The organism is Ruegeria sp. YTSC325, assembly GCF_059609525.1.
Genome location: NZ_JBXWLY010000020.1, coordinates 1 through 26,228, shown reverse-complemented (window position 1 = coordinate 26,228; position 26,228 = coordinate 1). Strand labels below are relative to the sequence as shown.

The following is a 26,228-nucleotide window of genomic DNA, read 5'->3' as shown; positions in this document are numbered from 1 at the left end:
TGGGACAGTGAACAGGAAATTACACGACATGATGCGATCTATTCTGGCCTGCCTCGCAGTAATAGTGGCTATGGCGCTAGGAGGCTGCGCCAAGCAATACCCAGCCGCTGGCCAGAACGACATTGACGAACTGGCGCTGGCTATCCGCGACCTCGGGCCCAACGTCGACCCTGTCGAAGCGCAGCAAGCCGCTGAAATCGCGTACACATACTCGAGCCGTTTGGCGCAGGAATGGAACGTGACCGATCCAGCCATCATTCACAACGCCAAGGTCATCAATGGCCTGCGCGAGAAAGGACTGTGCAACGATTGGGCCGAAGCCATGACTGCCCGGCTTCGGCAAGAGAATTTCGAGACTTTGGATCTGCATTGGGCGACTTCGCCCCCCACGGCATTTCGCATAATCCATCATTCTGCGCTGATCAGCGCCAAGGGGGATTCGATGTATGATGGGCTTATTCTTGATCCATGGCGCAACAGCGGCGCACTGACCTGGGCTCCTACACGCGAGGATACACGATATAATTGGCGCCCTCGCAGCGAAGTAAGGGCTGAGTTGGTGAGCGGTCAGAACCCCTATTAACCCTGTTCGGATTTAGGGTGATTTGGGCTAACGTGATCAAATGATACGACTAACCCTGATCCTGCCCTTCATGGCTCTGTTTCAATGCGACAGGGATGAAACCGTCGCCGCCTATGGTGCGGCGGATAGAACATGGGCGCTGCAAGAGATCGACGGTCAGCCTTATGAAGCCAGCGCTTTGCTACGTTTTACGGAAGACGGGAAGATTGCGGGTAACGCCCCGTGCAACAGCTACAACGGCACCCTAAGCGCCCCATATCCCTGGTTTGAAGTGACCGGATTGACCGCCACCCGCGCAGCCTGCGCGGGGCTGGAAGCCGAAGGATACTATTTCGCCGCTCTGATTGCCATGACACAGTCTGAAGTGGCCGGAGACGTTTTGATCCTGCGGAACGAGGACGGCCACGAAATGGTGTTCAAAGCCGCCGAGTAAACTGCTCGACAAACCGCGCCCGCGCTTCGGGCAGCGGGCGATGACCGAGGGACGGCGCGACCCGGTGCTCCAGAAAGTACCCGGTGGTGCGTAGTGCCTCGGCAATCTCGGGATCCGGCGCGGCCCCCTCGCCGCGCAGACATGGGGGCAGTGGCAACAGCTTATCCGCCCATTCCCCCGCCCCTTTCTCACTAACCGCGCGGCCCGATTTCGGAGAGACATAGATCAGATCTTCGACCGCCCCGGTAACTGCGCAAGCGGTCAGATCAAGACCAAAGCCCAACTCTTCAAGCATGGCCAATTCCCATCGCAAGTAGGCCAGCGGCCATACATCATCCTGCCCCAGCAGGTCCATCAACTGTTCGGTTTGTTTGTAGATGACTGGGTGCGGTTCCCGTTCGGGAAGGCAGAAGGCCAAAAGTGCCACGACCGCGTTTAATCCCGCCAGTGCCAGCCGCCCCGAAAACGCCGCCGCTGCACGAGAACGCAGGGGTTCGACTTGAAACGTGCCTATATGCTCTTCGAGCCGCGCGCGCCAAAGCACGTCTAGCTGCGCTCCCGGCTGCAGGATCGGCGCAATTTTCCGACTGGTCCCACCGCGCACAACCCCGGCGTGGCGTCCGTGGATTTCGGTGAAGACCTCGATGATCGCCGCTGTCTCACCATGTCGGCGTGTGGTCAGAAGTATACCGTGATCGCGCCAGTCCAGCGGTCTCCTCCTTGATAGGTGCCGGGGTTCGGGAAACTCAATCTCAAGCAGGGAATTTTCGCAAGCGAATAAGAGTGGTTCCGGCTGTAAGGAACAAAGTGTATATTTGATCTTTTGAGATCCTTTTCCCACTAATTCTGCACCAGCAAACACTTAGAACGGATCTGTGCTTCAAATATTTTTGATCCGGCCGCTCGGCAACTCCGTATCCAAAACACTATCAAAACTTGGGAGGGGACAATGCGTTTCTTGACGACAACTACTGTAATTTTCATCGCGTCTGCGGGTCTTGCCATGGCGCAATCTGCTAACAGCAACTCGGGCGCAGCAAAAAATATGGCCGGGGTGCTGTCTGCAACACCCGGCATCGGTGGAGCGGCACCTACGGTCAGCGGCAAAAATGCCGAAAAAGGTGACAGCGGCTGGGGCAATGCGGGTAGCCGCGAAGTCGCTAAGGATCAGGTTTCGCGTGGCAAGAAAGGCGGAAACTGACTCCAATTCCATCAATCAGTATGGATTGATTGGGCGCGTCTCTTATCCGAGGCGCGCCATATTTTTACGCTCATTTTCATCAAGCGTTTTGCAGGATCAAGAGCGGATCAGTCCAACCCTTCTTCCCCCAGAAGATGTCTCCCTTGGCGGTCTTCGACCTCGACCACCCAAAGGTCTGGATCAAAACTGCGTTGTTTTGTAATCGCCCCATCCACGTCGGCCTCGGGACCAGCGGATAGTTCGACCCAATTGCGCTCCCCACTCATCAGATCAAAACTGCGCTGGAACGCGACGGCCTGCCCATCCAGAGTATTAAGTTTGATCAGCACCGCACCGGCCGTGTCATCACCGTGGGCAACCACAAAGGCAGGAATTTCTTGAAACCGCAGGCGGGCCAAGTAGGCGTGAACCCAAAATTCCGCCGTCAGCCGGGTCATTTCGCGCTCCTTAGCAAAGGCGCCAACAATTTCCGACGAGATTTCTTCGTCCCGCTCATGCGTTGCCGTCTTTGAAATCCAGACCCATTTCCGAGTAACGCTCGGATTCCTCAAGCCAATTTGGACGCACTTTGACCTGAAGGAACAGGTGAATTTTGCGGTCAAGAAACTCTTCCAGCTCGGCGCGCGCAGCCTGGCTAACCGCCTTGATCGTCTCGCCACGTTTACCCAGAACGATACCCTTGTGGCCGTCGCGCATAACATAGATGACCTGATCGATTTTGGCGGATCCGTCCTTGCGCTCTTCCCAGTTCTCGGTCTCGACGGTCAGCTGATAGGGCAGTTCCTGATGCAGGCGCAGGGTCAGTTTCTCGCGCGTCATTTCGGCGGCGATCATGCGCAAGGGCAAATCGGCAATTTGATCCTCGGGGTAGAGCCAAGGCCCTTCGGGCAGCTCGCCCGCCAGCCATTTGCGCAGGTCTTCAACTCCGTGGCCTTTTTCGGCTGAGATCATGAAGGTTTCAGCAAACGGATAGCGTGCGTTCAGGTCGCTGGTCAGGGCCAGCAGTTTCTCGGATGGTACTTTGTCGATCTTGTTGATGGCCAGGGCGACGGTGCGGCCTTGCCCGATCTCGTCCAAACCTTCCAGAATGCGTTCAACCCCTTCGGTGATACCGCGATGCGCTTCGACCATTAAGACCACGACATCTGCATCAGCTGCGCCCCCCCAGGCGGCAGCGACCATGGCGCGGTCCAGCCTGCGGCGTGGCTTGAAAAGGCCCGGCGTGTCAACAAAGACCAACTGGGCCTCGCCCTCCATCGCAACGCCGCGAATGCGCGCACGCGTGGTCTGCACCTTATGCGTCACGATCGAGACTTTGGCCCCCACCATGCGGTTCAGAAGGGTGGATTTGCCCGCGTTGGGCTCTCCGATCAGGGCGATAAATCCGGCGCGTGTGGTCATGTGTACTGCGATCCTGTTTGCAAGTGCGCACCCCTATAGCAGAAAGACTTCGCGGGCCAGAGGGTTTTGTCTCATAGCGGGTTTGCACTTCTCTTGGAGAGAAAGCACCGCCAGAGCAGCTGTGGATAAGAAAGTGGGCTCATCTGGATTGGTTTTCGACGTTGGCAGACCTGATCTGGCTAGAGCTTACGATGCTTGCCAAAGGAGGCGTCGCGGCCTTTAGGAATGAGGCGTTTCATCACTGGATAATTGGCTGTTTGGTCGGGTGGTATCAGGTCGTTTCAATTTCGATTTGTTTGCGCCAATCCGATCCAGAGGGAGCCAGCCTCCTCGCCAAAGGGATTGCTATTTCGTTAACTGATCGAGTAGCGATCTGGCTGCGGCCTGTTCGGCCTGGCGCTTTGATCCGGCTGTGGCTTGCGCCTCTGTACCGTCCTGCAAACGCGCGGCGATCGTGAATACCGGGGCGTGATCGGGTCCACTGCGTTTGACCTCGACGTAAGACGGAGGTTTCTGGCCGCGTGCCTGCGCCCATTCCTGAAGAGACGTTTTGGCATCGCGCGCATCCGCTTCGACCGAATGGATGCGATCGCCCCACAAAGCAATGATCACGTCTCGTGCCGCTTCGAACCCGGCATCGCGGTAGATTGCGGCGATGACCGCCTCCATCGCGTCTCCCAACAGTGCCTGTTTTCGACGGCCACCCGACAGCATCTCAGATCGGCCCAGTTTCAGAACCGCACCGAGGTCGATCTGTCGCGCGACATCGGCGCAGGCTTCTTTTCGGACCAACGCATTGAATCGCGGAGCGAGTTGACCCTCAGTTGCCTTTTTGTCGGCCTCTAGCAGGGCCGTAGCCATAACCAACCCCAATACACGGTCGCCCAAAAACTCTAACCGCTGATTATCCGGTCGAGTTGAGGACGAGACTGAGCCATGAGTCAGCGCGCGAACAAGCAGCTCAGGGTTAGAAAACGTGTAGCCCAACCGATGCTGAAAAGACTTTATCTCGGCCGAAAGCTTCACTTGACCGCCTTGAAGAACCGGTCACTCCGCCAGGTCCAGAAGAACAGCATCGACCGGCCAGCGGAAGAGAACATGATCCGATCTGCGCGACCAATCAGGTTTTCGTAAGGCACATAGCCCACGCCACCCGCAGATTGCGGCAAACGGCTGTCGCTGGAATTGTCACGGTTGTCGCCCATGAAGAAATAGTGACCTTCGGGAACAGTGTAGATCCCGGTGTTGTCGGATCCCTGGTTGCCGATATTGAGTACGTCGTAAGAGACGCCGTTTGGCAACTTTTCGATCGTCCGGGACTTTTCGCAAATCGCCCCAATCCCGACCGGGCCGTTTTCACATCGCGGACGAAGACCTTGCGGCCCCTGTGGCAAAGCGGTTTCGGTGAAAACACCATCCGGTTGCTGTGGAACAGGCGTACCGTTCAGGATGATCTGGCCTTCGCGGATCTGGATACGATCACCGGGCAAACCAATCAGGCGTTTGATGAAATCACGCCCTGTAACAGGGTGACGGAAGACGATGACATCCCCGCGTTCAGGATCGCCGGCCCAAAGGCGCGAGTTATCGTCCCCCGACATCCAGCCGCAAACATCCTCGGCATCGATATTCAGGCCAACACTGGGAATGATCAGACTAGGGCACGAGGCGTAGGAATAACCATAGGCCATCTTGTTCACGAACAGGAAATCTCCGATCAGCAGGGTCTGTTTCATCGAGCCCGACGGAATCCAGAAGGGTTGAAAAAACAGTGTCCGGAAAACGCCTGCGATCAGCAATGCGTAGACGATGGTTTTAATCGTCTCCCACACGGGATTTCCGGTTTTGACGTCCTCGGCCATACTGCTCTCCGGTCCTTGGTTTGTTGGGGTGCTACATGCGGGGCGCAGAGAGGTTAGTCAAGGCTGGCCGCTGCGTTCGTGATGGCGCGCGCCTCAATCACCACGAAAGCCTGCGCCCAAGGGTGGTCGTCGGTCAGGGTGACGTGGATGATCGCCTCATGGCCTTCGGGGGTCATCTCGCGCAGCCGCTCGGCGGCCCAGCCGGTGACATGCATGACCGGCTGGCCGGTGTTCAGGTTAGTGACGGCCATGTCCTTCCACGCGATGCCCATGCGCAGGCCGGTGCCCAAAGCCTTAGAGCACGCCTCTTTGGCGGCCCAGCGCTTGGCATAGGTGCCAGCCGTATCATGGCGACGTTCGGCCTTGCGCTGTTCGGTGTCGGTGAAAACGCGGTTGCGGAACCGGTCACCGAACCGGTCGAGCGTACCCTGAATACGCTCGATATTCGCGAGGTCTGTGCCGATGCCTAGGATCATATCGCGCTTTCTTTGCTACGCCGTCTGGTAATCGCCCTGAGTTCCATTTTGGTCGACAGATAAAATAGAACGCTGTTGGCGAAGAAAGCAAAAATCGCCAGATTCAGCATAAGGCTGCCCATATAGCCACCTCTGTGCCAATACATCAGAAGCGACATATCGACCGGTCCGATATTGCTGATCGCCAAAATCAGATAGGCCGCAGCGTTCACGACCATGAATATCACGGTCCCCGCAACCGCAAAGCCCAGCACCTCGCGCAAGTGCGGCATTCGGCCCATCGACCGCGCTATGCCGCAGCCCGCTATCATCGCTGCGGCAATCGCTGACAGGAAGGGTATCCCCACATTCGCTAAATTGAGCCCGGTCACATGCCACAGAACGACAATAGCGATCGGCATTAATAGCCGGACTTGGACAAGCAAGACGCTGTAGCGCCACAAATTGTTCGAATCCATAGCGTTACCTTTGCGATCAGACGACTGCCCGCGCCTCATCCATCAGCCGTCGCATCTCGGCAATCGCCGGGGTCAGGCCGCGAAAGATAGCCTCGCCGATCAAGAAATGACCGATGTTCAACTCGCGCACCTCAGGGAAAGCCGCGACGGGTTGCACAGTGTCATAGGTCAGACCATGGCCCGCGTGGACTTCCAGCCCAAGCGAATGGGCAAATGCGGACATCTCACGCAGGCTGTCCAGCTCTTGGTTGGCTACGTCTGTGTGACCCTCGGAGACGGCGTCGCAATAAGCACCGGTATGCAGTTCGATCACCTCGGCACCGATGCGATGCGCGGCTTCGATCTGGCGCTGGTCGGCGGCGATGAAAATGGACACGCGGCAGCCCACGTCGCGCAGGGGGGCGATGAAATGGGCCAGCTTGTTTTCCTCGCGCGCGACTTCCAAACCGCCTTCGGTCGTCCGTTCCTCGCGCTTTTCGGGAACGATGCACACCGCATGCGGTTTGTGCCGCAGGGCGATCTGCTGCATCTCGGGCGTCGCGGCCATTTCAAAGTTCAGCGGGACCGACAGAACCTCCATCAACCCGTCGATATCTGCGTCCGATATATGGCGGCGATCTTCGCGCAGATGGGCTGTAATGCCATCAGCCCCGGCCTCTTCGGCCAGTTTGGCGGCGCGCAGAGGGTCAGGGTACGCCCCGCCACGCGCATTGCGCACGGTGGCCACGTGGTCGATATTCACGCCCAGACGCAGGGGATTGTCAGACATCGCTTGATTCCTTTGCCGAATTCTGGCCCGAGCCTAGTGGTTTTGAAACTGAAACGGCAGGCTTGGATTCTGCCAAACGGCGGATTTCGTCAAATTTCGCTTTGATTTTGGCGCGCCGCCGCTGCTGGTAGGTTCGGATCAAAGGCAGGCTCAGATAGTGGCAGATCGCCCCGGCCAGCAAACCGGGCAAAATGCCCCCTATTAGGTAGGGAAAGAACACTTCGTCATAGAATATACGCAACCCGGACCAATCAGCCATGCGATCAGTGAAAATGGCAATGAAGTTATCCTTGAGGTCGCCCAGCGCGTCGGCAAACTTACCCATAAGGCCATGGGTGTCGCCCTCCTGAAACTCGGTTCCCAAAATGAAATGACCGGCCTGAAGGCAGATGACACCAATCGGAACGTAAGTTAGCGGGTTTCCGAAAAACGTTCCGCTCAGCGCAGCCAAAATATTGCCGTTGATCAAACGCGCCGCCAACGCAGCCACGACGAAATGCAACCCGTAGAACGGAGTAAACGCTGCGAACACCCCTGCCCCGATACCGCGTGCGATGCGTTCAGGGGAGTCCGGCAACCGACGGACGCGGTGTTTTACATAGTGGAACGCGCGGGTCCATCCGCCACGGGGGTAGACGAATTCAGATGCGATCTGGACAGGCGAGCGTCGATCTCGGCGCTTGAAAACCACTCCTGATCACCCCTTCTCAGCCAGCCGCCACGGCGGTCTTGGTCCTGTCTCTGTAGCGTTCGACAGCAGCAACATCGCTTTCGGCCTCAAGCATCAGCATCAAAGAATGAAGCTGTTCAAGGTCGCGCAGTTCGACATTGATCAGAAGACGGTAAAAATCCGGTTTCCGGTCGACGAATTCAAGGTTCGAGATATTGGCCTTTTTCTCACCGATCAATGTGCAAATACGCCCCAGTACACCCGCATCGTTTCCAATGGTCAGATCCAGCGTCGCGCCATAGACCGCCGGATGGGTGCCAGTGTGCCAATGCAAGTCCACCCAACGCTCGGGTTCGCCTTCAAACTCGGTCAGGCGGTCACAATCGATGGCATGCACCACCACCCCTTTGCCACGATAGGTGATGCCGACAATCCGCTCTCCCGGCAGGGGCTGACAACATGGTGCCCGGTCGAATTTCTGACCCGGCTCAAGACCAATCACAGCGCGGCGCAGGGGGATCGCGTCCCCTTCATCCTGCGTAAGCTCTGGATAAACGGCGCTCACCACGTCATGGGCCGTCAGTTCGGCACTGCCCAAACGAGCCAACAATTCGTGTCGGTCCTTCAGACGCAAATGCTTGGCGGCCGTGTCCAACGCCTTGTCCGTCGCCTTTCGGCCCACATGTTCGAACCCCGAGCGCGCCAGTTCCTTGCCCAATTTGATGAAACGCTCGCGGTCGACTTCACGCAAAGCGCGCCGGATGGCAGTGCGGGCTTTGCCAGTGACCGCAATCTCAAGCCATGTGACCTGCGGGGTCTGTCCGTCGGCCGTGATAACATCGACCGATTGGCCGTTCTTGATCCGGGTCCACAGCGGCACCCGGATACCGTCCACCTTGGCCCCGACACAAGCATGGCCAATCCGCGTGTGGATCGCATAGGCGAAATCGATTGGTGTCGCCCCACGCGGCAGTTTCACCACATCGCCCTTGGGCGTGAAGCAGAACACCTGGTCGGAATACATCTCAAGCTTGACGGCTTCGAGGAAATCCTCGTGATCATCCTCGCTGTCGAACTGCTCGGTCAAGTTGGCAATCCACTTTGCCGGGTCCACGGCAAAGGGGTTTTCGGACCGCACCCCGTCGCGGTACGACCAGTGCGCCGCCACACCCGTCTCGGCCACATCGTGCATTTGGCGAGTACGGATCTGAACCTCGACCCTTTTGCCATCCCGCCCCGATACCGTTGTGTGGATCGAGCGGTATCCGTTCGATTTTGGCTGGCTGATATAATCCTTGAACCGTCCCGGCACCGCGCGCCAGCGCTGGTGGATCGCGCCAAGGGTCCTATAGCAGTCTTCTTCTGTCTGAGTGATAATGCGGAAGCCATAGATATCGGACAGACGCGAAAAGCCCTGATCCTTTTCCTGCATCTTGCGCCAGATCGAATAGGGTTTTTTGGCTCGGCCGAACACCTCGGCTTCGATCCCAGCCTTGTCCAATTCAAGGCGCATATCGCCGGTGATCCGATGGATCACATCGCCGGTTTCCCTTTGCAGAGTGATAAACCGCCGGATGATCGACTGCCGACCTTCGGGGTTCAGCACGCGGAAGGCCAGATCCTCCAGCTCTTCGCGCATCCATTGCATCCCCATACGGCCCGCAAGTGGCGCGTAGATATCCATCGTCTCGCGCGCTTTTTGAACCTGTTTTTCGGGGCGCATCGCCTTGATCGTGCGCATGTTGTGCAAACGGTCTGCCAGCTTGACAAGAATGACCCGCAAATCTTTGGACATGGCCATGAACAGCTTGCGGAAGTTCTCGGCCTGTTTGGTTTCCCTGCTGGACAGCTGCAAGTTGGTCAGCTTGGTGACGCCATCGACCAGCTTGGCCACTTCGTCCCCGAACAGCTCGGACACCTTGCCGTAATTGGCCTTGGTATCCTCGATCGTGTCATGCAGTAGTGCGGTAATGATCGTGGCATCATCCAGACGCTGTTCGGTCAGGATGGCGGCAACGGCAACAGGATGGGTGAAATAGGGTTCGCCAGAGTGGCGGAACTGACCCTCATGCATCTGACTTCCGAACTCATAGGCACGGGCAATGCGGTCAGCATTTGTCTTGGGGTTGTAGTTGCGGACCAGCGCAATCAGGTCTTCAGCAGAAATCATCCGGTCCGCACCTTCGTTTTTGGGGATTACCCCTGGCCTTGAGCCTCCATCAGAGCGCGCAGCAGCTTCTCTTCGGACATGTCATCATCTGCAGGCTTGTCGGATTCCGCACCCATCAGCAGCGCCATCTGGTCCTCTTCGGGCTCATCAACCTCGATCTGGGTCTGGTTGGCCTCGATCAGGCGTTCGCGCAGTTCATCAGCGCTTTGGGTTTCGTCGGCGATTTCGCGCAGCGACACAACCGGGTTTTTGTCATTGTCGCGGTCCACAGTGATCGCAGCACCTGCGGAAATCTCACGCGCACGATGGGCGGCAAGCATCACCAGCTCGAACCGGTTTTGTACCTTGTCTACGCAATCTTCTACCGTCACGCGGGCCATTGGGCGCTCTCCGTTTCTGAGTCCATGTCAGGAAGAGGTTTATCTAAGGGCGAATCCCTGCCTTGACAAGCAGGAAATGCCGCAAATGCACCGATCACAAAGGGGTAACGGCGGCAATATCATCGACAGGCAGGGCTGCCACCATTTCCCGGACCGTCAGACCCAGCACGGGATGGTACCAATCCGGGGCGACATCAGCCATTGGCACCAGCACGAAGGCGCGATCCTGAAGACGCGGATGCGGCAGGATCAACCGGTCCGGCGCCTGCTGCATCTGTTCCTGCGACGGCAGCGTCCGCCATTGGTTATAGGTTGACGTATCCGGAAGCACTTGGTCGCCGAAACATACCAGATCCAGATCCAACGTCCGCATCCCCCAGCGCTGTATTCGTTCGCGCCCGAATTCGTGTTCGACCTCATGCAGCATTTGCAACAAGTCTGCAGCTGACTTGTCCGTTTCGACCAAAACAGCCGCGTTCACGTAATCCGGTCCAGCACCCACTGGAAAACAGGGGGTCTCGTAGAATCGGCTGACGGCGCGAATCACCAAGCCCTGACGTGAAATTGCGTCAATTGCCTGTTCTAGTGTCACCTTGGGTCCGCAGCCTCTCAAATTGAGATTTGCGCCCAATGCAATGACCGATTCTGACGTAAATTTGCACATACTATTCCCTATATTCGGCGAATTGCATACTTGCGATACACATTAAATGCCCTAATTATAGGCGTATCAGCGCGCCGCCAATTTCCTAGCTCACTCACGTAACACCCGGCGTTCTGGTAGATACCGGAAGGACCTATTTATGTTTTATAAAGACGAACGGCTAGCGCTGTTCATCGACGGCTCGAATCTTTATGCGGCCGCGAAAGCACTTGGATTTGACATCGACTACAAACTGCTGCGTCAGGAATTCATGCGCCGCGGGAAGATGCTTCGTGCTTTTTACTACACAGCGCTTTTGGAAAATGACGAGTATTCGCCCATCCGCCCCCTGGTAGACTGGCTGCATTACAACGGCTTCACCATGGTGACGAAACCGGCAAAAGAATACACCGACAGCATGGGGCGTCGGAAAGTCAAAGGAAACATGGATATCGAACTGACCGTCGATGCCATGGAACTGGCACCGCGCGTTGATCACATTGTGCTGTTTTCGGGCGATGGGGACTTCCGCCCGCTGATAGCAAGTCTGCAACGTCAGGGCGTGCGCGTTTCGGTCGTGTCGACCATCCGTAGCCAGCCGCCGATGATCTCGGACGAGTTGCGCCGTCAGGCCGACAACTTCATCGAGCTTGAAGACCTGCGCGATGTGATCGGCCGCCCGCCGCGTGACATTCCGATGGAACCGCGCAGCGTAGCTGCAAGCGGTCAGTAACACGCACCAAACACCAAAAGATAAAGAACGCGGTCAGGGTTGATGCCCTGACCGCGCGTCTTAAACTAGAAACAGGTGATGAAACATCTGTTTGATAGCACTGATTCATGTCAGATGAATGACACTGTCCTGTCTGGACCATGGCGAGGAAAAGACCTACCTGTGGCCTTAAGGAGAACGTGACATGACAAAGCCATCCCTGACGCTGTATCTGGCAGCACCGCGTGGGTTCTGCGCCGGTGTAGACCGGGCGATTAAGATTGTGGAAATGGCGCTACAGAAATGGGGCGCTCCGGTCTATGTGCGTCATGAGATCGTGCACAACAAATTCGTAGTGGACGGGCTGCGTGAAAAAGGTGCGGTGTTCGTCGAAGAACTGGATGAATGCCCCGATGACCGGCCGGTAATTTTTTCGGCCCACGGCGTTCCTAAATCGGTACCTGCAGCGGCTGCCCAGCGCGAGATGATCTATGTCGACGCGACCTGTCCGCTGGTGTCCAAAGTCCATGTCGAAGCGCAGCGCCATGCCGAAGCCGGGTTGCAGATGATCATGATCGGTCACAAAGGACACCCCGAAACTGTCGGCACCATGGGGCAACTGCCCGAGGGCGAGGTCCTACTGGTCGAAACCGTCGAGGACGTCGCCACCGTCGCCGTGCGCGATCCCGACAAGCTGGCCTTTGTAACGCAAACGACCCTGTCCGTTGATGATACCAAGGACATCATCGCAGCGCTACAGGCGCGGTTTCCAGCCATTGTAAGCCCACACAAAGAAGACATTTGCTACGCGACCACGAACAGGCAGGAAGCTGTCAAAGCTGTGGCCCCCAAATCCGATGCGCTGTTGGTTGTGGGGGCGCCCAATTCGTCCAATTCACGTCGTCTGGTCGAAGTTGCCGCACGCGCCGGGTGTAACTATGCGCAACTGGTACAACGTTCGACAGATATCGACTGGCGCGCTTTGGAAGGGATTTCCTCGGTCGCGATCACTGCTGGTGCGTCTGCTCCCGAGGTCTTGGTGAATGAAGTGATCGACGCATTCCGAGATCATTTTGATGTAAAAGTCGAATTGGTCGAAACAGCGGTTGAAAACGTCGAATTCAAAGTCCCGCGCGTTTTGCGCGAACCGGCATGAACGGTATTCCACGCGCCCCTTTGGTTCTGGGGCTAGCCGGATTGATCCCCTTCGTCTGGGGGGCGCTGACTTACTTGAACGATGATCTGCATGCCTGGGGCACACAGGCGCTGGGTTCCCGTTTCGTGGGGCCTTACGTTCAACTGTTCTACGGCTCGATCATCCTCAGCTTTATGTCTGGCGTTTTGTGGGGGTTTGCGACGAAGACATCGGGCAGTAAGGCTGCGACCTGCTATCTGTTGTCCGTTCTCCCAGCGCTTTGGGCCTTTTTCAAAACGGGCGGTGGACCCGTCGCGGCAGGTACCAACCTGATGTGGGGCTTTGCCGGGTTACTTTTGCTGGACGCTGTGTTCTCATACTGGCGACTGACGCCGGTTTGGTGGATGCGTCTGCGCATGTTGCTGACAGCCGTCGTTCTGGTCTGCCTTGCCGTTGGAGTATACTTGTGACCGACAAAAGAACGATTGACGCCTATTCCTCTCGCGTCGCTGATTACCTCAGTGTTCCCCTACCCCCTGAACAGATCGAAGCCCGCATGGCCTTTGCAGAAGCGGTCGTGGAAGGCGGACACGTACTGGATCTCGGGGCCGGCCCGGGATCGGACAGCGCCTTTCTGCAACGGCAAGGTCTGCGCGTCCGCGCCATCGACGCCACACCCGCTTTTGTCGAACACGCGCGTGAAAACGGTGTGGACGCTCATCTGGGGACGTTCGACGACGTGACCGAAGAGGCCGAGTATGATGGAGTCTACGCAAGTTTCTCGCTGTTACATGCCCCTCGCGCCGATTTCCCCCGACACCTGTCAGCCATCCACAAGGCGCTGAAACCCGCAGGAGTCTTTTTTCTGGGGTTAAAACTCGGGACTGGTGAACATCGCGACGATCTGGACCGCCGTTACACCTATTTCTCGCAGACTGAAATCGAAGAAGCGCTGTCCCAGACCGGATTCACCATCGACTGGATCACCACGGGCGTGGGTGCGGGCCTTGCGGGTTCGTATGATGGTTTCATTCTGGTGTTGGCCCATGCCTGAGCTGTTTGCCTATACCGACGGCGCATGTTCCGGTAATCCGGGCCCCGGCGGCTGGGGCGTGCTTTTGCGCGCGATGGATGGCGACAATGTCCTGAAAGAGCGGGAACTCAACGGCGGCGAGGCCGAGACCACAAACAACCGGATGGAGCTGCTGGCCGCGATCAGCGCGCTCGAAACGTTGGACCGGGCCTCGAAGATCACCGTTGTGACAGACAGCGCCTATGTGAAAAACGGCGTCACAGGGTGGATTTTCGGGTGGAAGCGGAACGGCTGGAAAACTTCGAACAAGAAGCCTGTCAAGAATATAGATCTGTGGCAGAGGCTGGACGAGGCACAAACTCGTCATGACGTGACCTGGGAATGGGTCAAAGGCCACGCGGGCCATCCTGAAAACGAAAAGGCCGATGAACTGGCCCGCGCCGGCATGGCACCGTTCAAGCCAAAAAAGACACAGGCATGAGCTGGCTGGCGCTGCTCGACTATGCCTCGGTTCTTGTGTTCGCACTGACCGGGGCGCTGGTGGCCAGTCGGGCGCAGCTAGATCTGGTGGGCTTTGCCTTTATCGCCAGCCTGACCGCCGTGGGCGGCGGCACTGTCCGTGATTTGCTGCTAAACCGCGACCCGGTTTTCTGGGTCGGACAACCGGATTACATCCTGATCGCAGTGGCCGCCGCCGTATTGGTGTTCTTCACCGCACATCTGGTGGAAAGCCGCTATAACTGGCTGATCTGGCTGGACAGTTTTGCACTGTCAATCGCCGTCGCAGCCGGATCGGCCACCGCTTTGTCGCTGGGGCAATCGGGCGTGGTCGTCGTGCTGATGGGGATCAGCACCGGATGTCTGGGCGGGTTGATGCGCGATGTGGTCTGCAACGAAGTGCCTCTGGTGCTGAAACAGGGCGAACTTTACGTCTCGTGCGCCTTTGCCGGGGCGCTGACCGCCGTTGCCGCCAGCCGCCTTGGGCTGGACGATCTGGCCATTCTGGCGTCTTGTGCGCTGGTCTGCTGGGCCTTGAGGGCGGGGTCATTGCTGTTTGGTTGGAAACTGCCTGTCTACAAAAGCCGCCCACCGCGTGTTTGAATAGGGCCTCTACGCATGAAACCTGCATTTTGTATCGTCATCGCCGGACTCGCTGCCCTCGCTGGCTGCGGTCAACAATATGACCCCATGCAGTTTGCCGCGCAGGGAGATCAAATCGTGGCCACAGGTACTATCGACCATACGACGCTGGATGCGTTTCTTGAGGTAATCCAGCGAAACCCCGACGCAAAAACACTGGTGCTAAGCTATATTGAAGGCTCGATGGATGACGACGCGAATGTGGTTTTTTCCCGCGTGGTTCACGAGCAGGGGTTCGATACGATTGTGCCCTCAGACGGGCTGATCGCTTCGGGCGGAACCGACCTGTTTCTGGCAGGGAAGCGCCGCGTGCTGGAGCCCGGAGCGTGCGTCGGCGTCCACAGTTGGGGCGGCTGGAACATCGTCGCCACCGAAATCCCCAAGGACGACCCGGAACATGACCGATATCTGGACTATTTCGAAGATATCGGCGTGGATGAGGCGTTCTACTGGTACACGTTGGACGCGGCCCCGTCCGAGGGGATGCATTGGATGAACGCGTCCGAGGCTGACCGGTTCGACATGACCACGGGTGGCGCACCCCGTCTGGGATCAGCCGCCCAATGTGACGCGCGTTAGGGTCAGCGCGACAGCAGACGCCCGCCGATTTCCTTGACGAATTTCGCCGCCACCATCGCGGTGATGCCATAGGGATCGCGGTGAGGGTTCAGCTCGACAATATCCGCGCCAACCAACTGGCCCTTGAAACGGTGGATCAGGTTTATCACCTCGCGCGTGCTCAGCCCACCGGGCTCGTGATGCGAAACACCCGGCGCAAAGGCCGGGTCCAGCGCGTCCAGATCCAGCGAAAGGTAAACAGGGCCGTCAAAGCTGATCTCAAGATCCGGGCTCCAGCTTTGCATGTCGATCACTTCGACGCCGAACTTGTCGGCCTGTTCCTGCTGATGCTTGTTCATGGTGCGGATACCGACCTGCACCAGACGGTTGATCTGGCACGTCTCCATGACCCGCGCGAAGGGGCAACCGTGACCCAGCGGGCCGACCTGCTGACTGTCGTAAAGGTCAGGGTGCGAGTCGACATGCAGGATGTTCAATCCCTCATACCGCTCTGAGTGCGCTTTGATCAGCGGATACGCGACCGAGTGGTCGCCCCCCAGCGACAACAGCCGCGCGCCGGTTGCGATACGCTCGGCGGCCCCGGCCTCGATCCGGTCGATGGGTTCCTGTCCAATCATCTCGAACACGTCCAGATCGCCGGTATCCTTAAACCGGTCGGTCGCGCCCAGATCGGTGCCGTCTTCGGCAGTCAGGTTGGCAGCTCCGGAATGCAGTGCCTCACGAATGCGGCCCGGCGCAAAGGCAGGCCCCTGCAGGAACGAAGAATGCAGGTCCAGCGGAACGCCCATCAGGGCAACGTCACCGGGGTTCAAATCATGCGACATGGGGCGCCTTTCGGATAGAATTTCCTGGCGATCTGGCCGGGTTCGACCCGAAAGGTCAAGGGGTCAGCGACGCAGATATCTCTGCCAGATCCAGATCACCAACAAAGCGCCCAGAACCGCGCCAACAAAACCCGACAGCCAGCCCGCCATGGCAATCAGGGCACGCAGGATAAACCCGCCCACCAATGCGCCGACAATGCCGATCAGCATGGTTGTGGGGATATCCGCCTCGATCCGCATCAGGCGGGTCGCCAGAAACCCGGCTGTAGCTCCGATGATGATCAGGGCGATGACGGGCACGTTATTTCCTCCAATGAGTCGGAACGATGATAAGCGCACCAATCGAGGACAGCACGGCATCAAAACCAGGCGGCCCAAAGCTGATGCCGAACATGATCCGGACAAAGTAAAACAGGAACGCTCCGCCCACACAAATGATGATTGAGGGCAGATACCCATTGTGGGTAAATCCCGTCTTCTCAGACAGATATCCTACGATGCCAGCGATAACCACCGTACCCATCAAGACCATGAACATCTACTTTACCCCGACGTTAAATTGGTCCCAGCTGCGACTGGCCAACCCCTTAGGAAAGTTGCTGCATCCTGCGCCGCTTTCCCAGCCCGCTGCAAGCGCAATAGGTCAATCGCGCCATCGCCACAGGCAACGCGGAGGGTATCATCCAACAACTCACCCGGCTGCCCCTGCCCCACTGCCAACCGAGAAGCCAACAGCTTGATACGCTCGCCTCCCATCTCGGTCCAGGCGCCGGGAAAGGGGGACAGGCCACGGATTTGCCGGTCGACTTCGACGGCTGGGCGGGTCCAGTCGACACGCGCCTCGGACTTGTCGATCTTTGCCGCGTAGGTCACTCCGTCCTCGGACTGAGGTTCCGGTGTCAGGTCCGATAAGGTGTCCAACGTTTCCACAATTATCGCTGCACCCATTTCTGACAGTCTGTCATGCAGGTGCGCCGTGGTTTCCTGTGTCCCGATATCGGTGGCACGTCGCAAAAGGACCGGCCCAGTGTCCAGTCCGGCCTCCATTTGCATGATGCAGACGCCGGTCTGAGCGTCCCCCGCCATGATTGCGCGCTGCAGCGGCGCGGCCCCGCGCCAGCGCGGTAAAAGGCTGGCGTGAATATTCAGACACCCCTGTTTGGGCGCATCCAGAACAGGTTGCGGCAACAGCAGACCATAGGCAACGACAACGGCCACATCCGCTTTCAGCGCTGCGAAGGCTTCTTGTTCTTCGATCGACTTTAATGACACCGGGTGACGAACATCAAAGCCAAGCGCCTCGGCCCGTGCATGAACAGGGGTTGGCCGGTCTTTCTTACCTCGCCCTGCTGGGCGTGGTGGTTGGCAGTAAACAGCGGCGATCTCATGCCCGGCTTCGACCAGCGCGTCCAGTACCGGCACCGAGAAATCGGGCGTTCCCATGAAAATGATGCGCATTTCTACCCCTGCTTTCTGGCTTTGCGCAGCAGAATATCGCGTTTGACCTTGCTGAGACGGTCGAAATACATCCGACCGTTCAAGTGGTCGATCTGGTGCTGCACGCTGGTGGCCTCAATCCCCACAAAATCACGACGATCGATCATGCCCTGTTCGTTCAGGAATTTCACCGTCACCGCACGGGGGCGTTTCACCTTGGCAGACACGCCGGGAAGGTTCGGGCTGGCTTCATCATGCTCGCGCAGTTCAATCGAGCTGTGCAGGATTTCCGGGTTCGCCAACCGCACCGCACGCCCACGCTCGGTCGAGCCATCCACCACGGCCAGCCGCAACATCACTCCGATCTGAGGGCCCGCAAGACCAACACCGGGCATCGCCTCCATCGTGTCGATCATGTCGTCCCAGATGGCCCGGATTTCATCGGTAATCTCGGTCACGTCCTCGGCCTTGGTCCGCAGGCGTTTGTCGGGCCAAGGCAGGCAGGTGCGTACGGTCATGCGCGGGCCTTTTCGCGTTTCAACTTCTGCATCTTACGCGTGATCATCTGGCGTTTCAGCGGCTTGAGATAGTCGATGAACAGCTTACCGTTCAGGTGGTCGATCTCATGCTGCACGCAGGTCGCCCAAAGGTCATCAAACGTTTCTTGTTGTGCGTTACCGTCACGATCCATCCAAGCCACCTCCACCACTTTGGGACGGGTGACTTCGGCATATTGTTCGGGAATCGACAGGCAGCCCTCTTCATAAACATTTGTTTCGTCCGAAGAGGCCACGATCTCGGGGTTGAACATGATCAGGGGGCGCGGTGCCTCGCCCTCTTCCTTGACGCAATCCAACACGATCAACCGATCCAGGATGCCAATCTGCGGTGCAGCCAGCCCGATACCAGGAGCGTCGTACATTGTCTCCAGCATGTCATCAGCCAGTTTGCGCAGTTCATCCGTCAGTTCATCAACGGGGGCGCAAACTTTTTTCAAGCGCGGATCGGGGTGAATAAGAATTGAGCGTTTCATGTCGTTGATTTAGGCCATCGCGCCCCCCGCCGCAACGCCCCCCTTGCACCCGCCACGATTGTGACTAGCTTTCCGTCCGACAGATGGAGACAACATGACGTTCAACGACTTGATCGACCGCCGGGGCACCAACAGTTCTAAATGGGATAAGATGGAGCGCCTGTACGGCGTTTCACCGGATGACGGGCTGGCCATGTGGACGGCCGATTCCGATTATCCTACGGCGCCATGTGTTGTCGATGTCGTGCGGCAAGCGGCGGACCATGGGGTTTTTGGCTATTCTTGGATGCACCCGGACTATCTGAGTTCGGTCCAGTGGTGGATGAAAAACCGTCATGGATGGGACATCGACACCGATTGGGTTCTGACTTCACAGGGGTTGGGGAACGCGATCGCCCTATGTCTGGACGTCTGGACCGAACCGGGCGACGGAGTGGTCATTTTTTCGCCCGTTTACCATGAGTTTGCGCACAAGGTGAACAAATCGGGCCGCATGGTGGTAGAGTGCCCGTTGGTGCGAGATGGCGACAGCTACGGGGTGGATCTGGATGATGCGCAATCGCGGCTGGACGGATCAGAAAAGATGCTGTTGTGGTGTTCGCCTCAGAACCCGTCGGGGCGGGTCTGGACACCAGATGAGCTGCGCGCCGTTGCAGCTTTTGCCGAACGGAATGGGCTGGTTTTGGTGTCGGATGAAATTCATCATGACCTGGTCTATCCCGGCCAAACGTTTGTCCCGATGGACGTGGCCGCCCCGGATGCGCGGCCCTGGACCGTAACGCTGACGGCGCCTTCCAAAACGTTCAACATCGCCGGTCAGCGCACTGGCAACATGATCATCCCAGATCCCAAATTGCGCGCGGCCATGCGCAACCGCATCCAGACGCTGGACTACGACCCCAATGCGCTTGGCGTGGCGATGATCACGGCCGCCTACACCCCAGAGGGCGCCGCATGGGTCGACGAGCAGATCGTACATCTGGACAGCAACCGCCGTCTGTTTGATGCAACGATTGCGGAAATCCCCGGTCTTTGGTCCATGCCACTGCAGGCGACCTATCTGGCCTGGGTTGATTTCTCGGGCACCGGAATGGACCATCCCGAATTCATTCGTCGCCTGCGTCAGGATGCCAAAATCGCCACCACATCGGGCCCAGGCTTCGGCGCGGGCGGAGAAACCTTTGAGCGGTTCAACCTGGCCACCCAACGCAGCCGAGTGGAGGACGCCTGTGCCCGCCTGAAACAAGCGTTTGCCGATTTGCAGTGAGGCGGGCCTTAAAGATAACTCTTGTGCTGTGCCTGATCAGCGCAGCATGGGTTGGGTAGCACCGATACGGGCCACGTCCGCCCGCGCCGGAATGGTTCCCGAAACCGCACAGATCGACCACATCCTGATCTAAAATCCGCCCGGCGACTGACCGCGTCTGCGAACGGGATGGTCGTGATGCAATCGGATGTCGCACTGGGCTTTGCGCCGCAGGGTGACAAACAGCAAAAGGGCGATAGAAAAACGCCCATCAGGGCGTTCAAGATTGACAAGCGCAATCCTCAGAGCGCCTATCACCTTTCCCTTGGGATCAATTACCCCAAACCCAAAGACATCGCCCGCGCGCGGGCTCAGGGCGTTGATCCGGGGGGCGACATATTCATTCATGGCCAGCCGAACGGGATTGTAGGCCTTTCCCTGCCCGGTGATTGGACAGCCGATTGTATCGCCCTGTCAAATGTCGAAATGGCACGGCGCTGGAGTTTGACGCCAAATGGGACGACCGTGGAAATCCGCCCCTAGTCCTCGTGCCCCAACAGCGCGATCGGCGCATCCGGCGCGCGGTAGAAATCCAGCGGCGCCTTGTCGGCTGCGGCAGTGCTGCGTTTGAAATCATAGCGCATTTCACCCGCCTGCGCTTCATCCGCGATGATCAGGCATTGGTACAGATGGCGCGCGCCGTCATAGATATCGACCAGACCGCGCAGTTGCGGAGTGGTTTCAGCCTCAACCGTGAAGCCATCCTTCCACAATCTTAAAATTTTGAAGGTATTGTCGCCAAATTCCACACGAAGACGGCTCGTTCTCTTCAGGCCCGCGATTCGAGCCGCGTCCAGTTCAGCGCTTATTTCCTTGGAAACATAGGTACTCATCAAAAAACTCCCCCGGCAGTGAGTACTATTGTGCGCTCTCAATCGTAAAAATCTAGTGAAACCGGTTACTTTAAATCCAGTCTTCATCACCGTGTTGCGGGCGCACGCGCCATGGTCTGTGCGCAAACGCAGGCAAAATGCGCGCCTGCTCGCATAGGAACACCGCGCTCAGACGCCTATCTTTCGATAAATCTCTAAGCGGAGGAATACAGATGGGCCTGTTGGTCGACGGCAAGTGGCATGACACGTGGTATGACACCAAATCCACAGGTGGCGCGTTCAAACGAAGCGCCGCGCAGTTCCGCAACTGGCTGACCGCCGACGGCACGCCCGGCCCTTCGGGCAAGGGTGGGTTCAATGCGGAACCGGGGCGCTATCACCTCTATGTGAGCCACGCGTGCCCCTGGGCGCATCGCACCCTCATCTTCCGCAAACTCAAGGGGCTAAACGACCTAATCTCGGTTTCGGTCGTTCATCCGGATATGCTGGATAAAGGCTGGACCTTCGAGACGGATGACAACGGCGCGACCGGCGACGATCTTTACGGGCTGGATTATGCCCATCAGGTCTATACCAAGGCGGATCCGTCCTATTCCGGCCGTGTAACTGTGCCAATCCTTTGGGACAAACGGCAAGAGACGATCGTTTCCAATGAAAGCTCGGAAATCATCCGCATGTTCAATTCGGCGTTTGATGGCATCACCGGAAACACCGATGACTATTGGCCCGAGGCGATGCGCGACGACATCGAGGAGGTCAACGCTCGCATCTATTCCGACGTCAATAACGGGGTCTACAAGTCCGGCTTCGCCACCAGCCAAACCGCTTATGACAGTGCGGTGGGACCGCTATTTGATACTCTGGATTGGCTCGAACAGCGCTTGTCTCAGAGCCGCTATCTGATGGGTGATCGCGTCACCGAGGCCGATTGGCGCCTGTTTACTACTCTGATCCGGTTCGACCCGGTCTATCATCTGCATTTCAAATGCAACCGGCGGCGACTGATCGACTATCCGAACCTGTGGGCCTACACGCGCGAGCTATACCAATGGCCGGGCGTCGCACACACGGTCAACATGGAGCACATCGTGCGCCACTATCACTATAGCCACGAAAGCATCAATCCGCATCGCATCATCCCGACCAACCCGGTGCTGGACTTCATGGAACCTCATGGGCGCGGTCAGCGACCCGCTGCGTAGTGCCCGACCATCGCCGCCAGATCCTCTGGCGGCGTTGCGCTTTGCACATAAGCGCAAGCGTTAGGGCTGTGGGCAAAGATCGACCCGTCCGAAAAGAAGGTGGTATTGGTGACAAAAATCACCCGTGCCTCGGGGCGGCGATAACTGGCGAAATCTGCGACGGCCAGCGCGCTGCCCGCCTCTAACACCAAATCGAGCACAATGATATCGAACTCAGCCCCATAGAGCGCAAGAATTGCAGCCTCTTGCCCAGTGACCAACGTCACTTCGGCACCTTGTCGTTCAAGATGCCTTTGCCAGACCCGACCCAGATCGGGGTTACTCTCAACAATCAAAACATTCATACGTAAAACCTCGGCCCATGTTGTGGTGAGTAGTGCCGATCCCTGTGGTTTGTGATCACGTTATTTCCTTAACAAAGTGTTAACGCTGTTTTCGGCTTTTCGTGACCGCGCGGATTCGCTTGTAAAAACGGCGAAAATCCGCTTGAAACAGCCAGAAATACGCGATTCCGGCGGGACCTAGATGACAAGCTCTGACAAAAACTTGAACCCACGGGCTGCGCGAGACCACGGCGGCGGGTTGGATGCAGCGATTGCGGCCTATGGCGGCGCGCGCGGGAACTGGATCGACCTTTCGACCGGAATCAATCCTCATCCGTACCCCATAGCCGCGCTGTCCCATGAAGATTGGACCGCACTTCCAGATCACGGCGCATTCGAACAGCTGTCGCAAGCCGCCCGACACTTCTGGTCAGTCCCGGCAGACGCGGCCGTTTTGCCCTCGCCCGGCGCATCGGCCCTGATCGCCCGTATCCCCGCACTTGCGCCGACAGGCCGCGTTCAGATCACCATGCCCACTTACAATGAACATGCCGCAGCCTTTTCCGCGCAGGGCTGGAAAGTCCAATCTGGTGGACCGGCCCAGTCCCGCGTCATCGTCCACCCCAACAATCCAGATGGTCGCTATTGGGACAAGTCAGACGTGAATGCCCCGCTGACCATAATTGACGAGAGCTTTTGTGACGTCACTCCAGAGGTGTCACTGATCCACCTGGCCGCGCGACCGGGCGTGATCGTTTTGAAAAGCTTCGGCAAGTTCTGGGGGCTGGCCGGGCTGCGTCTAGGGTTTGCAATCGGTGATCCACTGCTGATCGCCCGCCTGAACGACCTGACCGGCCCTTGGGCAGTGTCTGGGCCGGCGCTTCGCGTCGGTCAGCGCGCCCTGACCGATCCCGATTGGGCCAATTCCACCCGTCAGCGCCTGACGACGGACACCGCTCGACTGGATGCGCTTATGATCGCAAAGGGCGCGCAGCTTGCTGGTGGCACCACACTGTTCCGCCTCTATCAAGTCGATGACGCTGCCCAATGGCAAACCCGTTTGGCCCGCGCCCATATCTGGAGCCGCATCTTCCCCTATTCCCAAACCTACCTGCGGTTGGGCCTGCCCCCTGCAGATGGCTGGGACAGGCTTGAGGCCGCACTGTGAGCACCGCCTTCCTGCTGGTCTGCGCCCTATGTCTGGACGCTGCCTTAGGTGAGCCAGACTGGCTATGGTCGCGCGTCAAACACCCGGCGGTCATGATCGGCAACGTGATCGGCGCGCTAGACAAGCGTTTGAACCACGGGGCGCATCGGCGGCTGAAGGGCGTTGGTGTGGTCATCCTACTGGTAGTAGGTGCATTGGTAATCGGTTGGGGACTCAGACTGCTGGGACCAGTAGTCCAGATCATCGCCTGCGCCATCCTGTTGGCGCAAAAATCGCTGGTTAACCATGTGCGCGCGGTCGGGGAAGGCTTGCGGGCATCCCTACCTGAGGGGCGTGCGCAGGTCGCCATGATCGTTTCACGCGATACACGCGACATGACACAGGCGCAGGTGGCCCGATCCGCCATCGAAAGCGCGGCCGAGAACCTGAGCGACGGGGTCATTGCGCCCGCCTTCTGGTTTCTTATTGGCGGTTTGCCCGGACTGCTGGTCTACAAAGCCGTTAACACGGCCGACAGCATGATCGGCTACCGGACCGACAAATACCGAGACTTCGGCTGGGCCGCCGCCCGTCTGGACGACCTGCTGAACCTGATCCCTGCCCGCCTGACCTGCATGATGATCGTAGCCCTATCAGGCCAATGGGCGCGCTGGTCTGAGATGGTCGCCGATGCGCACCGCCATATCTCGCCAAATGCAGGCTGGCCCGAAGCCGCAATGGCCCGCGCCCTGAACGTGGCACTTGCCGGGCCTCGCAGTTATGACGGGCAATTGCGCGATCTTGCCTGGGTCAATGGTGACGCCCCCCGCGATATCGGCGCGTCAGAGGTTTTCCGCGCATGTGACATGCTATGGCGGGTTTGGGGGCTTGCGCTTGGCCTCGTGTCGGTGTGGGTTGGGTTCAGCTTTATTCTGTAACGGACCCGTTTCATGCGCTTGCTTTCTGGCCTTTTGGCCACCGCCCTGCTGACCTCGCCCGCCTTTGCCCAATGTGGCGGAGGGTTCAATAGTTTCGTCAAGGATCTGAAATCCGAGGCCGCGCAGCAAGGCTATGACCGCGCCACCGTCAACGCCTTCTTCAAAGGTGTGCAACAGGACAATGCAGTGCTTAAAGCCGACCGCGCGCAGGGCGTGTTTCAGAAACCGTTCATTGAATTCTCTCGCCGCCTGATTTCGCAAAACCGGATTGATCGCGGGCGGGCCATGTCGCGCAAATATGACGCGGTTTTTGACCGGATCGAGCGCGAATACGGCATCTCGCGCGGCGTACTGCTGGCCTTCTGGGCGTTCGAAACCGATTACGGCGCGTTTCAGGGCGATTTCAACACCCGCAACGCGCTGGTCACGCTGGCCCATGATTGCCGCCGTCCCGAACTGTTTCGCCCTCAAATCTTCGCCGCCATCGAATTGTACGAGCAGGGCAATTTCGATCCCGCCCGCACCACCGGGGCTTGGGCCGGAGAAATCGGCATGGTCCAGATGCTGCCCCGCGACATTCTTGAAAACGGTGTGGACGGGGATGGGGACGGTAAGGTCTCACTGAAAACCTCGGCCCCGGATGCGCTGATGTCGGGCGCAAAAATGCTTTCGAGCTTTGGCTGGCAGCCCGGTCAGCCATGGCTGCAAGAAGTTACGGTAACCGAGCGAATGGACTGGTCCCTGTCCGGCCCCGGCAAGCCGCGCCCTGTGTCCGAGTGGCAGGCGATGGGCGTTCGGGCCCGCAGCGGGTCGCTGTCCAACCTGCCCGCCTCGCTGATCCTACCGCAAGGGCATAAAGGGCCTGCCTTTCTGGCCTATCCGAATTTCGACGTCTATTTCGAGTGGAACCAGAGCTTTACCTACGTCCTGACCGCCGCATATTTCGGCACGCGGTTGGAGGGCGCGCAGATTTATGATGCAGGTAACCCGGCGCAGGGCCTTTCTGGCGCGCAAATGAAGCAACTACAGAGCAAACTTCAGGCCCGCGGCCATGACGTGGGCAAGATCGACGGGATTCTGGGGGCCGGAACACGGGCGGCCGTGCAGGCAGAACAGGTGCGGCTAGGATTGCCCGCGGATGCGTGGCCAACGGTCGAGTTGTTGGGACGGTTGTAGATATTCCAATAACAGGCCGTAATAACTCTCAATGAAGTTAAAATTGGGTCAAAAAATAGTTCTTGCGAGCTTTTTTTCACTGGGCAGTCGTAGCTTTACCGCGCCCACAAGGTGTTTCCATGGATATCTTTTACAGTGATCAAGTTGCTGCGACATCTGATTGTAGTCTACATTTTTTTGCCTTAAGCGCCCCCGTTGTTTTATCCAAACCTTTCAGGATGTCTCCAAGTGTCACATTCAGCAGGCGCAACGCTTCATCCATCTCTGCTAGGTTCTGGACCTATTAGTTTGGTTGCCGTCGACTTGGCTGCGTGATTCAAGCCCCTGAGTTTCAGGGGTATATCATGAACAGTCTATTCTGGCT

Annotated in this window: 36 protein-coding genes; 16 read left to right on the top strand and 20 right to left on the bottom strand. The window is 58.0% G+C overall.

Annotated elements, in window-relative coordinates; translation table 11 throughout:
* Window positions 1-28 precede the first annotated feature (28 nt).
* On the top strand, window positions 29-583 hold the full coding sequence (locus AC2FF7_RS20620; RefSeq protein WP_480870336.1) for a hypothetical protein: 555 nt from the start codon (window positions 29-31) through the stop codon (window positions 581-583).
* A 40-nt stretch (window positions 584-623) separates the two neighbouring features.
* The gene (locus AC2FF7_RS20615; protein WP_170756061.1) at window positions 624-1,016 is read left to right on the top strand and encodes an META domain-containing protein; all 393 of its coding nucleotides are present in this window, start codon (window positions 624-626) and stop codon (window positions 1,014-1,016) included.
* Here the strand turns inward: AC2FF7_RS20615 and recO are convergent.
* Window positions 1,000-1,725 carry a DNA repair protein RecO gene (gene recO, locus AC2FF7_RS20610; RefSeq protein ID WP_170356782.1) on the bottom strand — a complete coding sequence of 242 codons (726 nt, stop codon included), beginning with the start codon at window positions 1,723-1,725 and terminating at the stop codon, window positions 1,000-1,002. The genes AC2FF7_RS20615 and recO overlap by 17 nt on opposite strands.
* Before the next feature lie 240 nt (window positions 1,726-1,965).
* Between recO and AC2FF7_RS20605 the strand changes: the two genes are divergently transcribed.
* Window positions 1,966-2,217 (top strand): hypothetical protein, encoded by a 252-nt coding sequence (locus AC2FF7_RS20605; protein WP_480870339.1) that lies wholly within the window; start codon window positions 1,966-1,968, stop codon window positions 2,215-2,217.
* 107 nt (window positions 2,218-2,324) lie between these two features.
* Here the strand turns inward: AC2FF7_RS20605 and AC2FF7_RS20600 are convergent, their stop codons facing one another.
* From AC2FF7_RS20600 to folK, 11 genes are all read right to left on the bottom strand, one after another.
* A complete protein-coding gene (locus tag AC2FF7_RS20600) occupies window positions 2,325-2,654 on the bottom strand; it encodes a DUF1491 family protein (RefSeq protein ID WP_496906248.1) in 330 nt (109 codons plus the stop codon).
* A 55-nt stretch (window positions 2,655-2,709) separates the two neighbouring features.
* Window positions 2,710-3,618, bottom strand: a complete 909-nt coding sequence (era, locus tag AC2FF7_RS20595) for a GTPase Era (protein ID WP_480498600.1) — start codon at window positions 3,616-3,618, stop codon at window positions 2,710-2,712.
* Window positions 3,619-3,963: 345 nt separating this feature from the next.
* Complete coding sequence (rnc, locus tag AC2FF7_RS20590) at window positions 3,964-4,644, bottom strand: ribonuclease III (RefSeq protein WP_480870346.1); 681 nt, start codon at window positions 4,642-4,644, stop codon at window positions 3,964-3,966.
* On the bottom strand, window positions 4,641-5,480 hold the full coding sequence (gene lepB, locus AC2FF7_RS20585; protein ID WP_480870349.1) for a signal peptidase I: 840 nt from the start codon (window positions 5,478-5,480) through the stop codon (window positions 4,641-4,643). The genes rnc and lepB overlap by 4 nt, the downstream gene beginning before the upstream one ends.
* Before the next feature lie 53 nt (window positions 5,481-5,533).
* Window positions 5,534-5,956, bottom strand: a complete 423-nt coding sequence (gene acpS, locus AC2FF7_RS20580) for a holo-ACP synthase (RefSeq protein ID WP_170356731.1) — start codon at window positions 5,954-5,956, stop codon at window positions 5,534-5,536.
* Window positions 5,953-6,414: an ABZJ_00895 family protein gene (locus AC2FF7_RS20575; RefSeq protein WP_496906247.1), complete on the bottom strand. Its 462-nt coding sequence runs from the start codon at window positions 6,412-6,414 to the stop codon at window positions 5,953-5,955. The genes acpS and AC2FF7_RS20575 overlap by 4 nt, the downstream gene beginning before the upstream one ends.
* A gap of 16 nt (window positions 6,415-6,430) precedes the next feature.
* Entirely contained in the window at window positions 6,431-7,183 is a 753-nt protein-coding gene (locus AC2FF7_RS20570; protein WP_170356733.1) for a pyridoxine 5'-phosphate synthase, read from the bottom strand.
* The gene (locus AC2FF7_RS20565; protein WP_480870356.1) at window positions 7,176-7,874 is read right to left on the bottom strand and encodes a DUF2062 domain-containing protein; all 699 of its coding nucleotides are present in this window, start codon (window positions 7,872-7,874) and stop codon (window positions 7,176-7,178) included. The genes AC2FF7_RS20570 and AC2FF7_RS20565 overlap by 8 nt, the downstream gene beginning before the upstream one ends.
* Window positions 7,875-7,890: 16 nt before the next feature.
* A complete protein-coding gene (locus AC2FF7_RS20560; protein WP_170356735.1) occupies window positions 7,891-10,023 on the bottom strand; it encodes a RelA/SpoT family protein in 2,133 nt (710 codons plus the stop codon).
* A gap of 26 nt (window positions 10,024-10,049) precedes the next feature.
* Window positions 10,050-10,403, bottom strand: coding sequence for a DNA-directed RNA polymerase subunit omega (rpoZ, locus tag AC2FF7_RS20555; protein ID WP_170356736.1), 354 nt, complete (start codon window positions 10,401-10,403; stop codon window positions 10,050-10,052).
* A 94-nt stretch (window positions 10,404-10,497) separates the two neighbouring features.
* The gene (gene folK / locus AC2FF7_RS20550; protein ID WP_480870359.1) at window positions 10,498-11,067 is read right to left on the bottom strand and encodes a 2-amino-4-hydroxy-6-hydroxymethyldihydropteridine diphosphokinase; all 570 of its coding nucleotides are present in this window, start codon (window positions 11,065-11,067) and stop codon (window positions 10,498-10,500) included.
* Window positions 11,068-11,206: 139 nt separating this feature from the next.
* On the opposite strand from folK, the gene AC2FF7_RS20545 reads away from it, so the two are divergent.
* The 7 genes from AC2FF7_RS20545 to AC2FF7_RS20515 all read left to right on the top strand — a co-directional run bounded on the left by AC2FF7_RS20545 (window position 11,207) and on the right by AC2FF7_RS20515 (window position 15,645).
* On the top strand, window positions 11,207-11,779 hold the full coding sequence (locus tag AC2FF7_RS20545; protein WP_170356738.1) for a LabA-like NYN domain-containing protein: 573 nt from the start codon (window positions 11,207-11,209) through the stop codon (window positions 11,777-11,779).
* Window positions 11,780-11,963: 184 nt separating this feature from the next.
* Window positions 11,964-12,914, top strand: coding sequence for a 4-hydroxy-3-methylbut-2-enyl diphosphate reductase (ispH, locus tag AC2FF7_RS20540; protein ID WP_170356739.1), 951 nt, complete (start codon window positions 11,964-11,966; stop codon window positions 12,912-12,914).
* A complete protein-coding gene (locus AC2FF7_RS20535) occupies window positions 12,911-13,363 on the top strand; it encodes a DUF3429 domain-containing protein (RefSeq protein WP_480870363.1) in 453 nt (150 codons plus the stop codon). Before ispH ends, AC2FF7_RS20535 begins: the two co-directional genes overlap by 4 nt.
* Window positions 13,360-13,947: a class I SAM-dependent methyltransferase gene (locus AC2FF7_RS20530; protein ID WP_480870366.1), complete on the top strand. Its 588-nt coding sequence runs from the start codon at window positions 13,360-13,362 to the stop codon at window positions 13,945-13,947. Before AC2FF7_RS20535 ends, AC2FF7_RS20530 begins: the two co-directional genes overlap by 4 nt.
* Complete coding sequence (gene rnhA, locus AC2FF7_RS20525) at window positions 13,940-14,407, top strand: ribonuclease HI (RefSeq protein ID WP_480870369.1); 468 nt, start codon at window positions 13,940-13,942, stop codon at window positions 14,405-14,407. Before AC2FF7_RS20530 ends, rnhA begins: the two co-directional genes overlap by 8 nt.
* On the top strand, window positions 14,404-15,027 hold the full coding sequence (locus AC2FF7_RS20520; protein ID WP_480870372.1) for a trimeric intracellular cation channel family protein: 624 nt from the start codon (window positions 14,404-14,406) through the stop codon (window positions 15,025-15,027). Before rnhA ends, AC2FF7_RS20520 begins: the two co-directional genes overlap by 4 nt.
* Before the next feature lie 15 nt (window positions 15,028-15,042).
* Window positions 15,043-15,645 carry a COG3904 family protein gene (locus tag AC2FF7_RS20515; RefSeq protein WP_480870375.1) on the top strand — a complete coding sequence of 201 codons (603 nt, stop codon included), beginning with the start codon at window positions 15,043-15,045 and terminating at the stop codon, window positions 15,643-15,645.
* Window positions 15,646-15,647: 2 nt separating this feature from the next.
* Here AC2FF7_RS20515 and speB read toward each other — a convergent pair whose 3' ends face one another.
* The 6 genes from speB to def (AC2FF7_RS20485) all read right to left on the bottom strand — a co-directional run bounded on the left by speB (window position 15,648) and on the right by def (AC2FF7_RS20485) (window position 18,939).
* Window positions 15,648-16,469: an agmatinase gene (gene speB, locus AC2FF7_RS20510; RefSeq protein WP_480870378.1), complete on the bottom strand. Its 822-nt coding sequence runs from the start codon at window positions 16,467-16,469 to the stop codon at window positions 15,648-15,650.
* 63 nt (window positions 16,470-16,532) lie between these two features.
* On the bottom strand, window positions 16,533-16,769 hold the full coding sequence (locus AC2FF7_RS20505; protein WP_480870380.1) for a GlsB/YeaQ/YmgE family stress response membrane protein: 237 nt from the start codon (window positions 16,767-16,769) through the stop codon (window positions 16,533-16,535).
* Window position 16,770: 1 nt separating this feature from the next.
* Window positions 16,771-17,007, bottom strand: coding sequence for a hypothetical protein (locus AC2FF7_RS20500; protein ID WP_170756075.1), 237 nt, complete (start codon window positions 17,005-17,007; stop codon window positions 16,771-16,773).
* A gap of 5 nt (window positions 17,008-17,012) precedes the next feature.
* The gene (gene fmt, locus AC2FF7_RS20495; RefSeq protein WP_496906246.1) at window positions 17,013-17,927 is read right to left on the bottom strand and encodes a methionyl-tRNA formyltransferase; all 915 of its coding nucleotides are present in this window, start codon (window positions 17,925-17,927) and stop codon (window positions 17,013-17,015) included.
* 2 nt (window positions 17,928-17,929) lie between these two features.
* A complete protein-coding gene (gene def, locus AC2FF7_RS20490) occupies window positions 17,930-18,424 on the bottom strand; it encodes a peptide deformylase (RefSeq protein ID WP_480870386.1) in 495 nt (164 codons plus the stop codon).
* Window positions 18,421-18,939: a peptide deformylase gene (gene def / locus AC2FF7_RS20485; RefSeq protein WP_480870388.1), complete on the bottom strand. Its 519-nt coding sequence runs from the start codon at window positions 18,937-18,939 to the stop codon at window positions 18,421-18,423. Before def (AC2FF7_RS20485) ends, def (AC2FF7_RS20490) begins: the two co-directional genes overlap by 4 nt.
* Window positions 18,940-19,033: 94 nt before the next feature.
* On the opposite strand from def (AC2FF7_RS20485), the gene AC2FF7_RS20480 reads away from it, so the two are divergent.
* On the top strand, window positions 19,034-20,206 hold the full coding sequence (locus tag AC2FF7_RS20480; RefSeq protein WP_496906245.1) for a MalY/PatB family protein: 1,173 nt from the start codon (window positions 19,034-19,036) through the stop codon (window positions 20,204-20,206).
* Window positions 20,207-20,383: 177 nt separating this feature from the next.
* On the top strand, window positions 20,384-20,728 hold the full coding sequence (locus tag AC2FF7_RS20475) for a L,D-transpeptidase family protein (RefSeq protein ID WP_480870394.1): 345 nt from the start codon (window positions 20,384-20,386) through the stop codon (window positions 20,726-20,728).
* Here the strand turns inward: AC2FF7_RS20475 and AC2FF7_RS20470 are convergent.
* Window positions 20,725-21,078: a hypothetical protein gene (locus AC2FF7_RS20470; protein WP_209198160.1), complete on the bottom strand. Its 354-nt coding sequence runs from the start codon at window positions 21,076-21,078 to the stop codon at window positions 20,725-20,727. The two genes, AC2FF7_RS20475 and AC2FF7_RS20470, sit on opposite strands and share 4 nt — an antisense overlap.
* A gap of 212 nt (window positions 21,079-21,290) precedes the next feature.
* On the opposite strand from AC2FF7_RS20470, the gene AC2FF7_RS20465 reads away from it, so the two are divergent.
* Window positions 21,291-22,280: a glutathione S-transferase family protein gene (locus AC2FF7_RS20465; RefSeq protein WP_496906244.1), complete on the top strand. Its 990-nt coding sequence runs from the start codon at window positions 21,291-21,293 to the stop codon at window positions 22,278-22,280.
* On the opposite strand, the gene AC2FF7_RS20460 is transcribed toward AC2FF7_RS20465, so the two are convergent.
* Complete coding sequence (locus AC2FF7_RS20460) at window positions 22,262-22,624, bottom strand: response regulator transcription factor (protein WP_496906243.1); 363 nt, start codon at window positions 22,622-22,624, stop codon at window positions 22,262-22,264. The two genes, AC2FF7_RS20465 and AC2FF7_RS20460, sit on opposite strands and share 19 nt — an antisense overlap.
* Window positions 22,625-22,805: 181 nt before the next feature.
* Here AC2FF7_RS20460 and AC2FF7_RS20455 point away from each other — a divergent pair, with 181 nt between their 5' ends.
* The 3 genes from AC2FF7_RS20455 to AC2FF7_RS20445 are packed head-to-tail and all read left to right on the top strand — an operon-like array spanning window position 22,806 to window position 25,864.
* Window positions 22,806-23,771, top strand: a complete 966-nt coding sequence (locus AC2FF7_RS20455; RefSeq protein WP_496906242.1) for a threonine-phosphate decarboxylase — start codon at window positions 22,806-22,808, stop codon at window positions 23,769-23,771.
* Complete coding sequence (gene cbiB / locus AC2FF7_RS20450) at window positions 23,768-24,688, top strand: adenosylcobinamide-phosphate synthase CbiB (RefSeq protein WP_496906241.1); 921 nt, start codon at window positions 23,768-23,770, stop codon at window positions 24,686-24,688. Before AC2FF7_RS20455 ends, cbiB begins: the two co-directional genes overlap by 4 nt.
* A gap of 12 nt (window positions 24,689-24,700) precedes the next feature.
* Window positions 24,701-25,864: a lytic murein transglycosylase gene (locus tag AC2FF7_RS20445; RefSeq protein ID WP_480870408.1), complete on the top strand. Its 1,164-nt coding sequence runs from the start codon at window positions 24,701-24,703 to the stop codon at window positions 25,862-25,864.
* Window positions 25,865-26,228: the final 364 nt, after the last annotated feature.

Coding starts and splice junctions, on each gene's coding strand:
- AC2FF7_RS20620 (WP_480870336.1), top strand. CDS start 29: ATGATGCGATCTATTCTGGCCTGCCTCGCAGTAATAGTGGCTATGGCG.
- AC2FF7_RS20445 (WP_480870408.1), top strand. CDS start 24,701: ATGCGCTTGCTTTCTGGCCTTTTGGCCACCGCCCTGCTGACCTCGCCC.
- AC2FF7_RS20575 (WP_496906247.1), bottom strand. CDS start 6,414: ATGGATTCGAACAATTTGTGGCGCTACAGCGTCTTGCTTGTCCAAGTC.
- def (WP_480870386.1), bottom strand. CDS start 18,424: ATGACCGTACGCACCTGCCTGCCTTGGCCCGACAAACGCCTGCGGACC.
- AC2FF7_RS20500 (WP_170756075.1), bottom strand. CDS start 17,007: ATGTTCATGGTCTTGATGGGTACGGTGGTTATCGCTGGCATCGTAGGA.
- AC2FF7_RS20455 (WP_496906242.1), top strand. CDS start 22,806: ATGACAAGCTCTGACAAAAACTTGAACCCACGGGCTGCGCGAGACCAC.
- AC2FF7_RS20560 (WP_170356735.1), bottom strand. CDS start 10,023: ATGATTTCTGCTGAAGACCTGATTGCGCTGGTCCGCAACTACAACCCC.
- ispH (WP_170356739.1), top strand. CDS start 11,964: ATGACAAAGCCATCCCTGACGCTGTATCTGGCAGCACCGCGTGGGTTC.
- era (WP_480498600.1), bottom strand. CDS start 3,618: ATGACCACACGCGCCGGATTTATCGCCCTGATCGGAGAGCCCAACGCG.
- AC2FF7_RS20465 (WP_496906244.1), top strand. CDS start 21,291: ATGGGCCTGTTGGTCGACGGCAAGTGGCATGACACGTGGTATGACACC.
- AC2FF7_RS20470 (WP_209198160.1), bottom strand. CDS start 21,078: ATGAGTACCTATGTTTCCAAGGAAATAAGCGCTGAACTGGACGCGGCT.
- rnhA (WP_480870369.1), top strand. CDS start 13,940: ATGCCTGAGCTGTTTGCCTATACCGACGGCGCATGTTCCGGTAATCCG.
- fmt (WP_496906246.1), bottom strand. CDS start 17,927: ATGCGCATCATTTTCATGGGAACGCCCGATTTCTCGGTGCCGGTACTG.
- AC2FF7_RS20600 (WP_496906248.1), bottom strand. CDS start 2,654: ATGACCCGGCTGACGGCGGAATTTTGGGTTCACGCCTACTTGGCCCGC.
- def (WP_480870388.1), bottom strand. CDS start 18,939: ATGAAACGCTCAATTCTTATTCACCCCGATCCGCGCTTGAAAAAAGTT.
- AC2FF7_RS20460 (WP_496906243.1), bottom strand. CDS start 22,624: ATGAATGTTTTGATTGTTGAGAGTAACCCCGATCTGGGTCGGGTCTGG.
- AC2FF7_RS20570 (WP_170356733.1), bottom strand. CDS start 7,183: ATGTCTGACAATCCCCTGCGTCTGGGCGTGAATATCGACCACGTGGCC.
- AC2FF7_RS20520 (WP_480870372.1), top strand. CDS start 14,404: ATGAGCTGGCTGGCGCTGCTCGACTATGCCTCGGTTCTTGTGTTCGCA.
- AC2FF7_RS20515 (WP_480870375.1), top strand. CDS start 15,043: ATGAAACCTGCATTTTGTATCGTCATCGCCGGACTCGCTGCCCTCGCT.
- AC2FF7_RS20535 (WP_480870363.1), top strand. CDS start 12,911: ATGAACGGTATTCCACGCGCCCCTTTGGTTCTGGGGCTAGCCGGATTG.
- AC2FF7_RS20545 (WP_170356738.1), top strand. CDS start 11,207: ATGTTTTATAAAGACGAACGGCTAGCGCTGTTCATCGACGGCTCGAAT.
- rpoZ (WP_170356736.1), bottom strand. CDS start 10,403: ATGGCCCGCGTGACGGTAGAAGATTGCGTAGACAAGGTACAAAACCGG.
- folK (WP_480870359.1), bottom strand. CDS start 11,067: ATGTGCAAATTTACGTCAGAATCGGTCATTGCATTGGGCGCAAATCTC.
- AC2FF7_RS20605 (WP_480870339.1), top strand. CDS start 1,966: ATGCGTTTCTTGACGACAACTACTGTAATTTTCATCGCGTCTGCGGGT.
- speB (WP_480870378.1), bottom strand. CDS start 16,469: ATGTCGCATGATTTGAACCCCGGTGACGTTGCCCTGATGGGCGTTCCG.
- lepB (WP_480870349.1), bottom strand. CDS start 5,480: ATGGCCGAGGACGTCAAAACCGGAAATCCCGTGTGGGAGACGATTAAA.
- AC2FF7_RS20475 (WP_480870394.1), top strand. CDS start 20,384: ATGCAATCGGATGTCGCACTGGGCTTTGCGCCGCAGGGTGACAAACAG.
- acpS (WP_170356731.1), bottom strand. CDS start 5,956: ATGATCCTAGGCATCGGCACAGACCTCGCGAATATCGAGCGTATTCAG.
- AC2FF7_RS20480 (WP_496906245.1), top strand. CDS start 19,034: ATGACGTTCAACGACTTGATCGACCGCCGGGGCACCAACAGTTCTAAA.
- AC2FF7_RS20615 (WP_170756061.1), top strand. CDS start 624: ATGATACGACTAACCCTGATCCTGCCCTTCATGGCTCTGTTTCAATGC.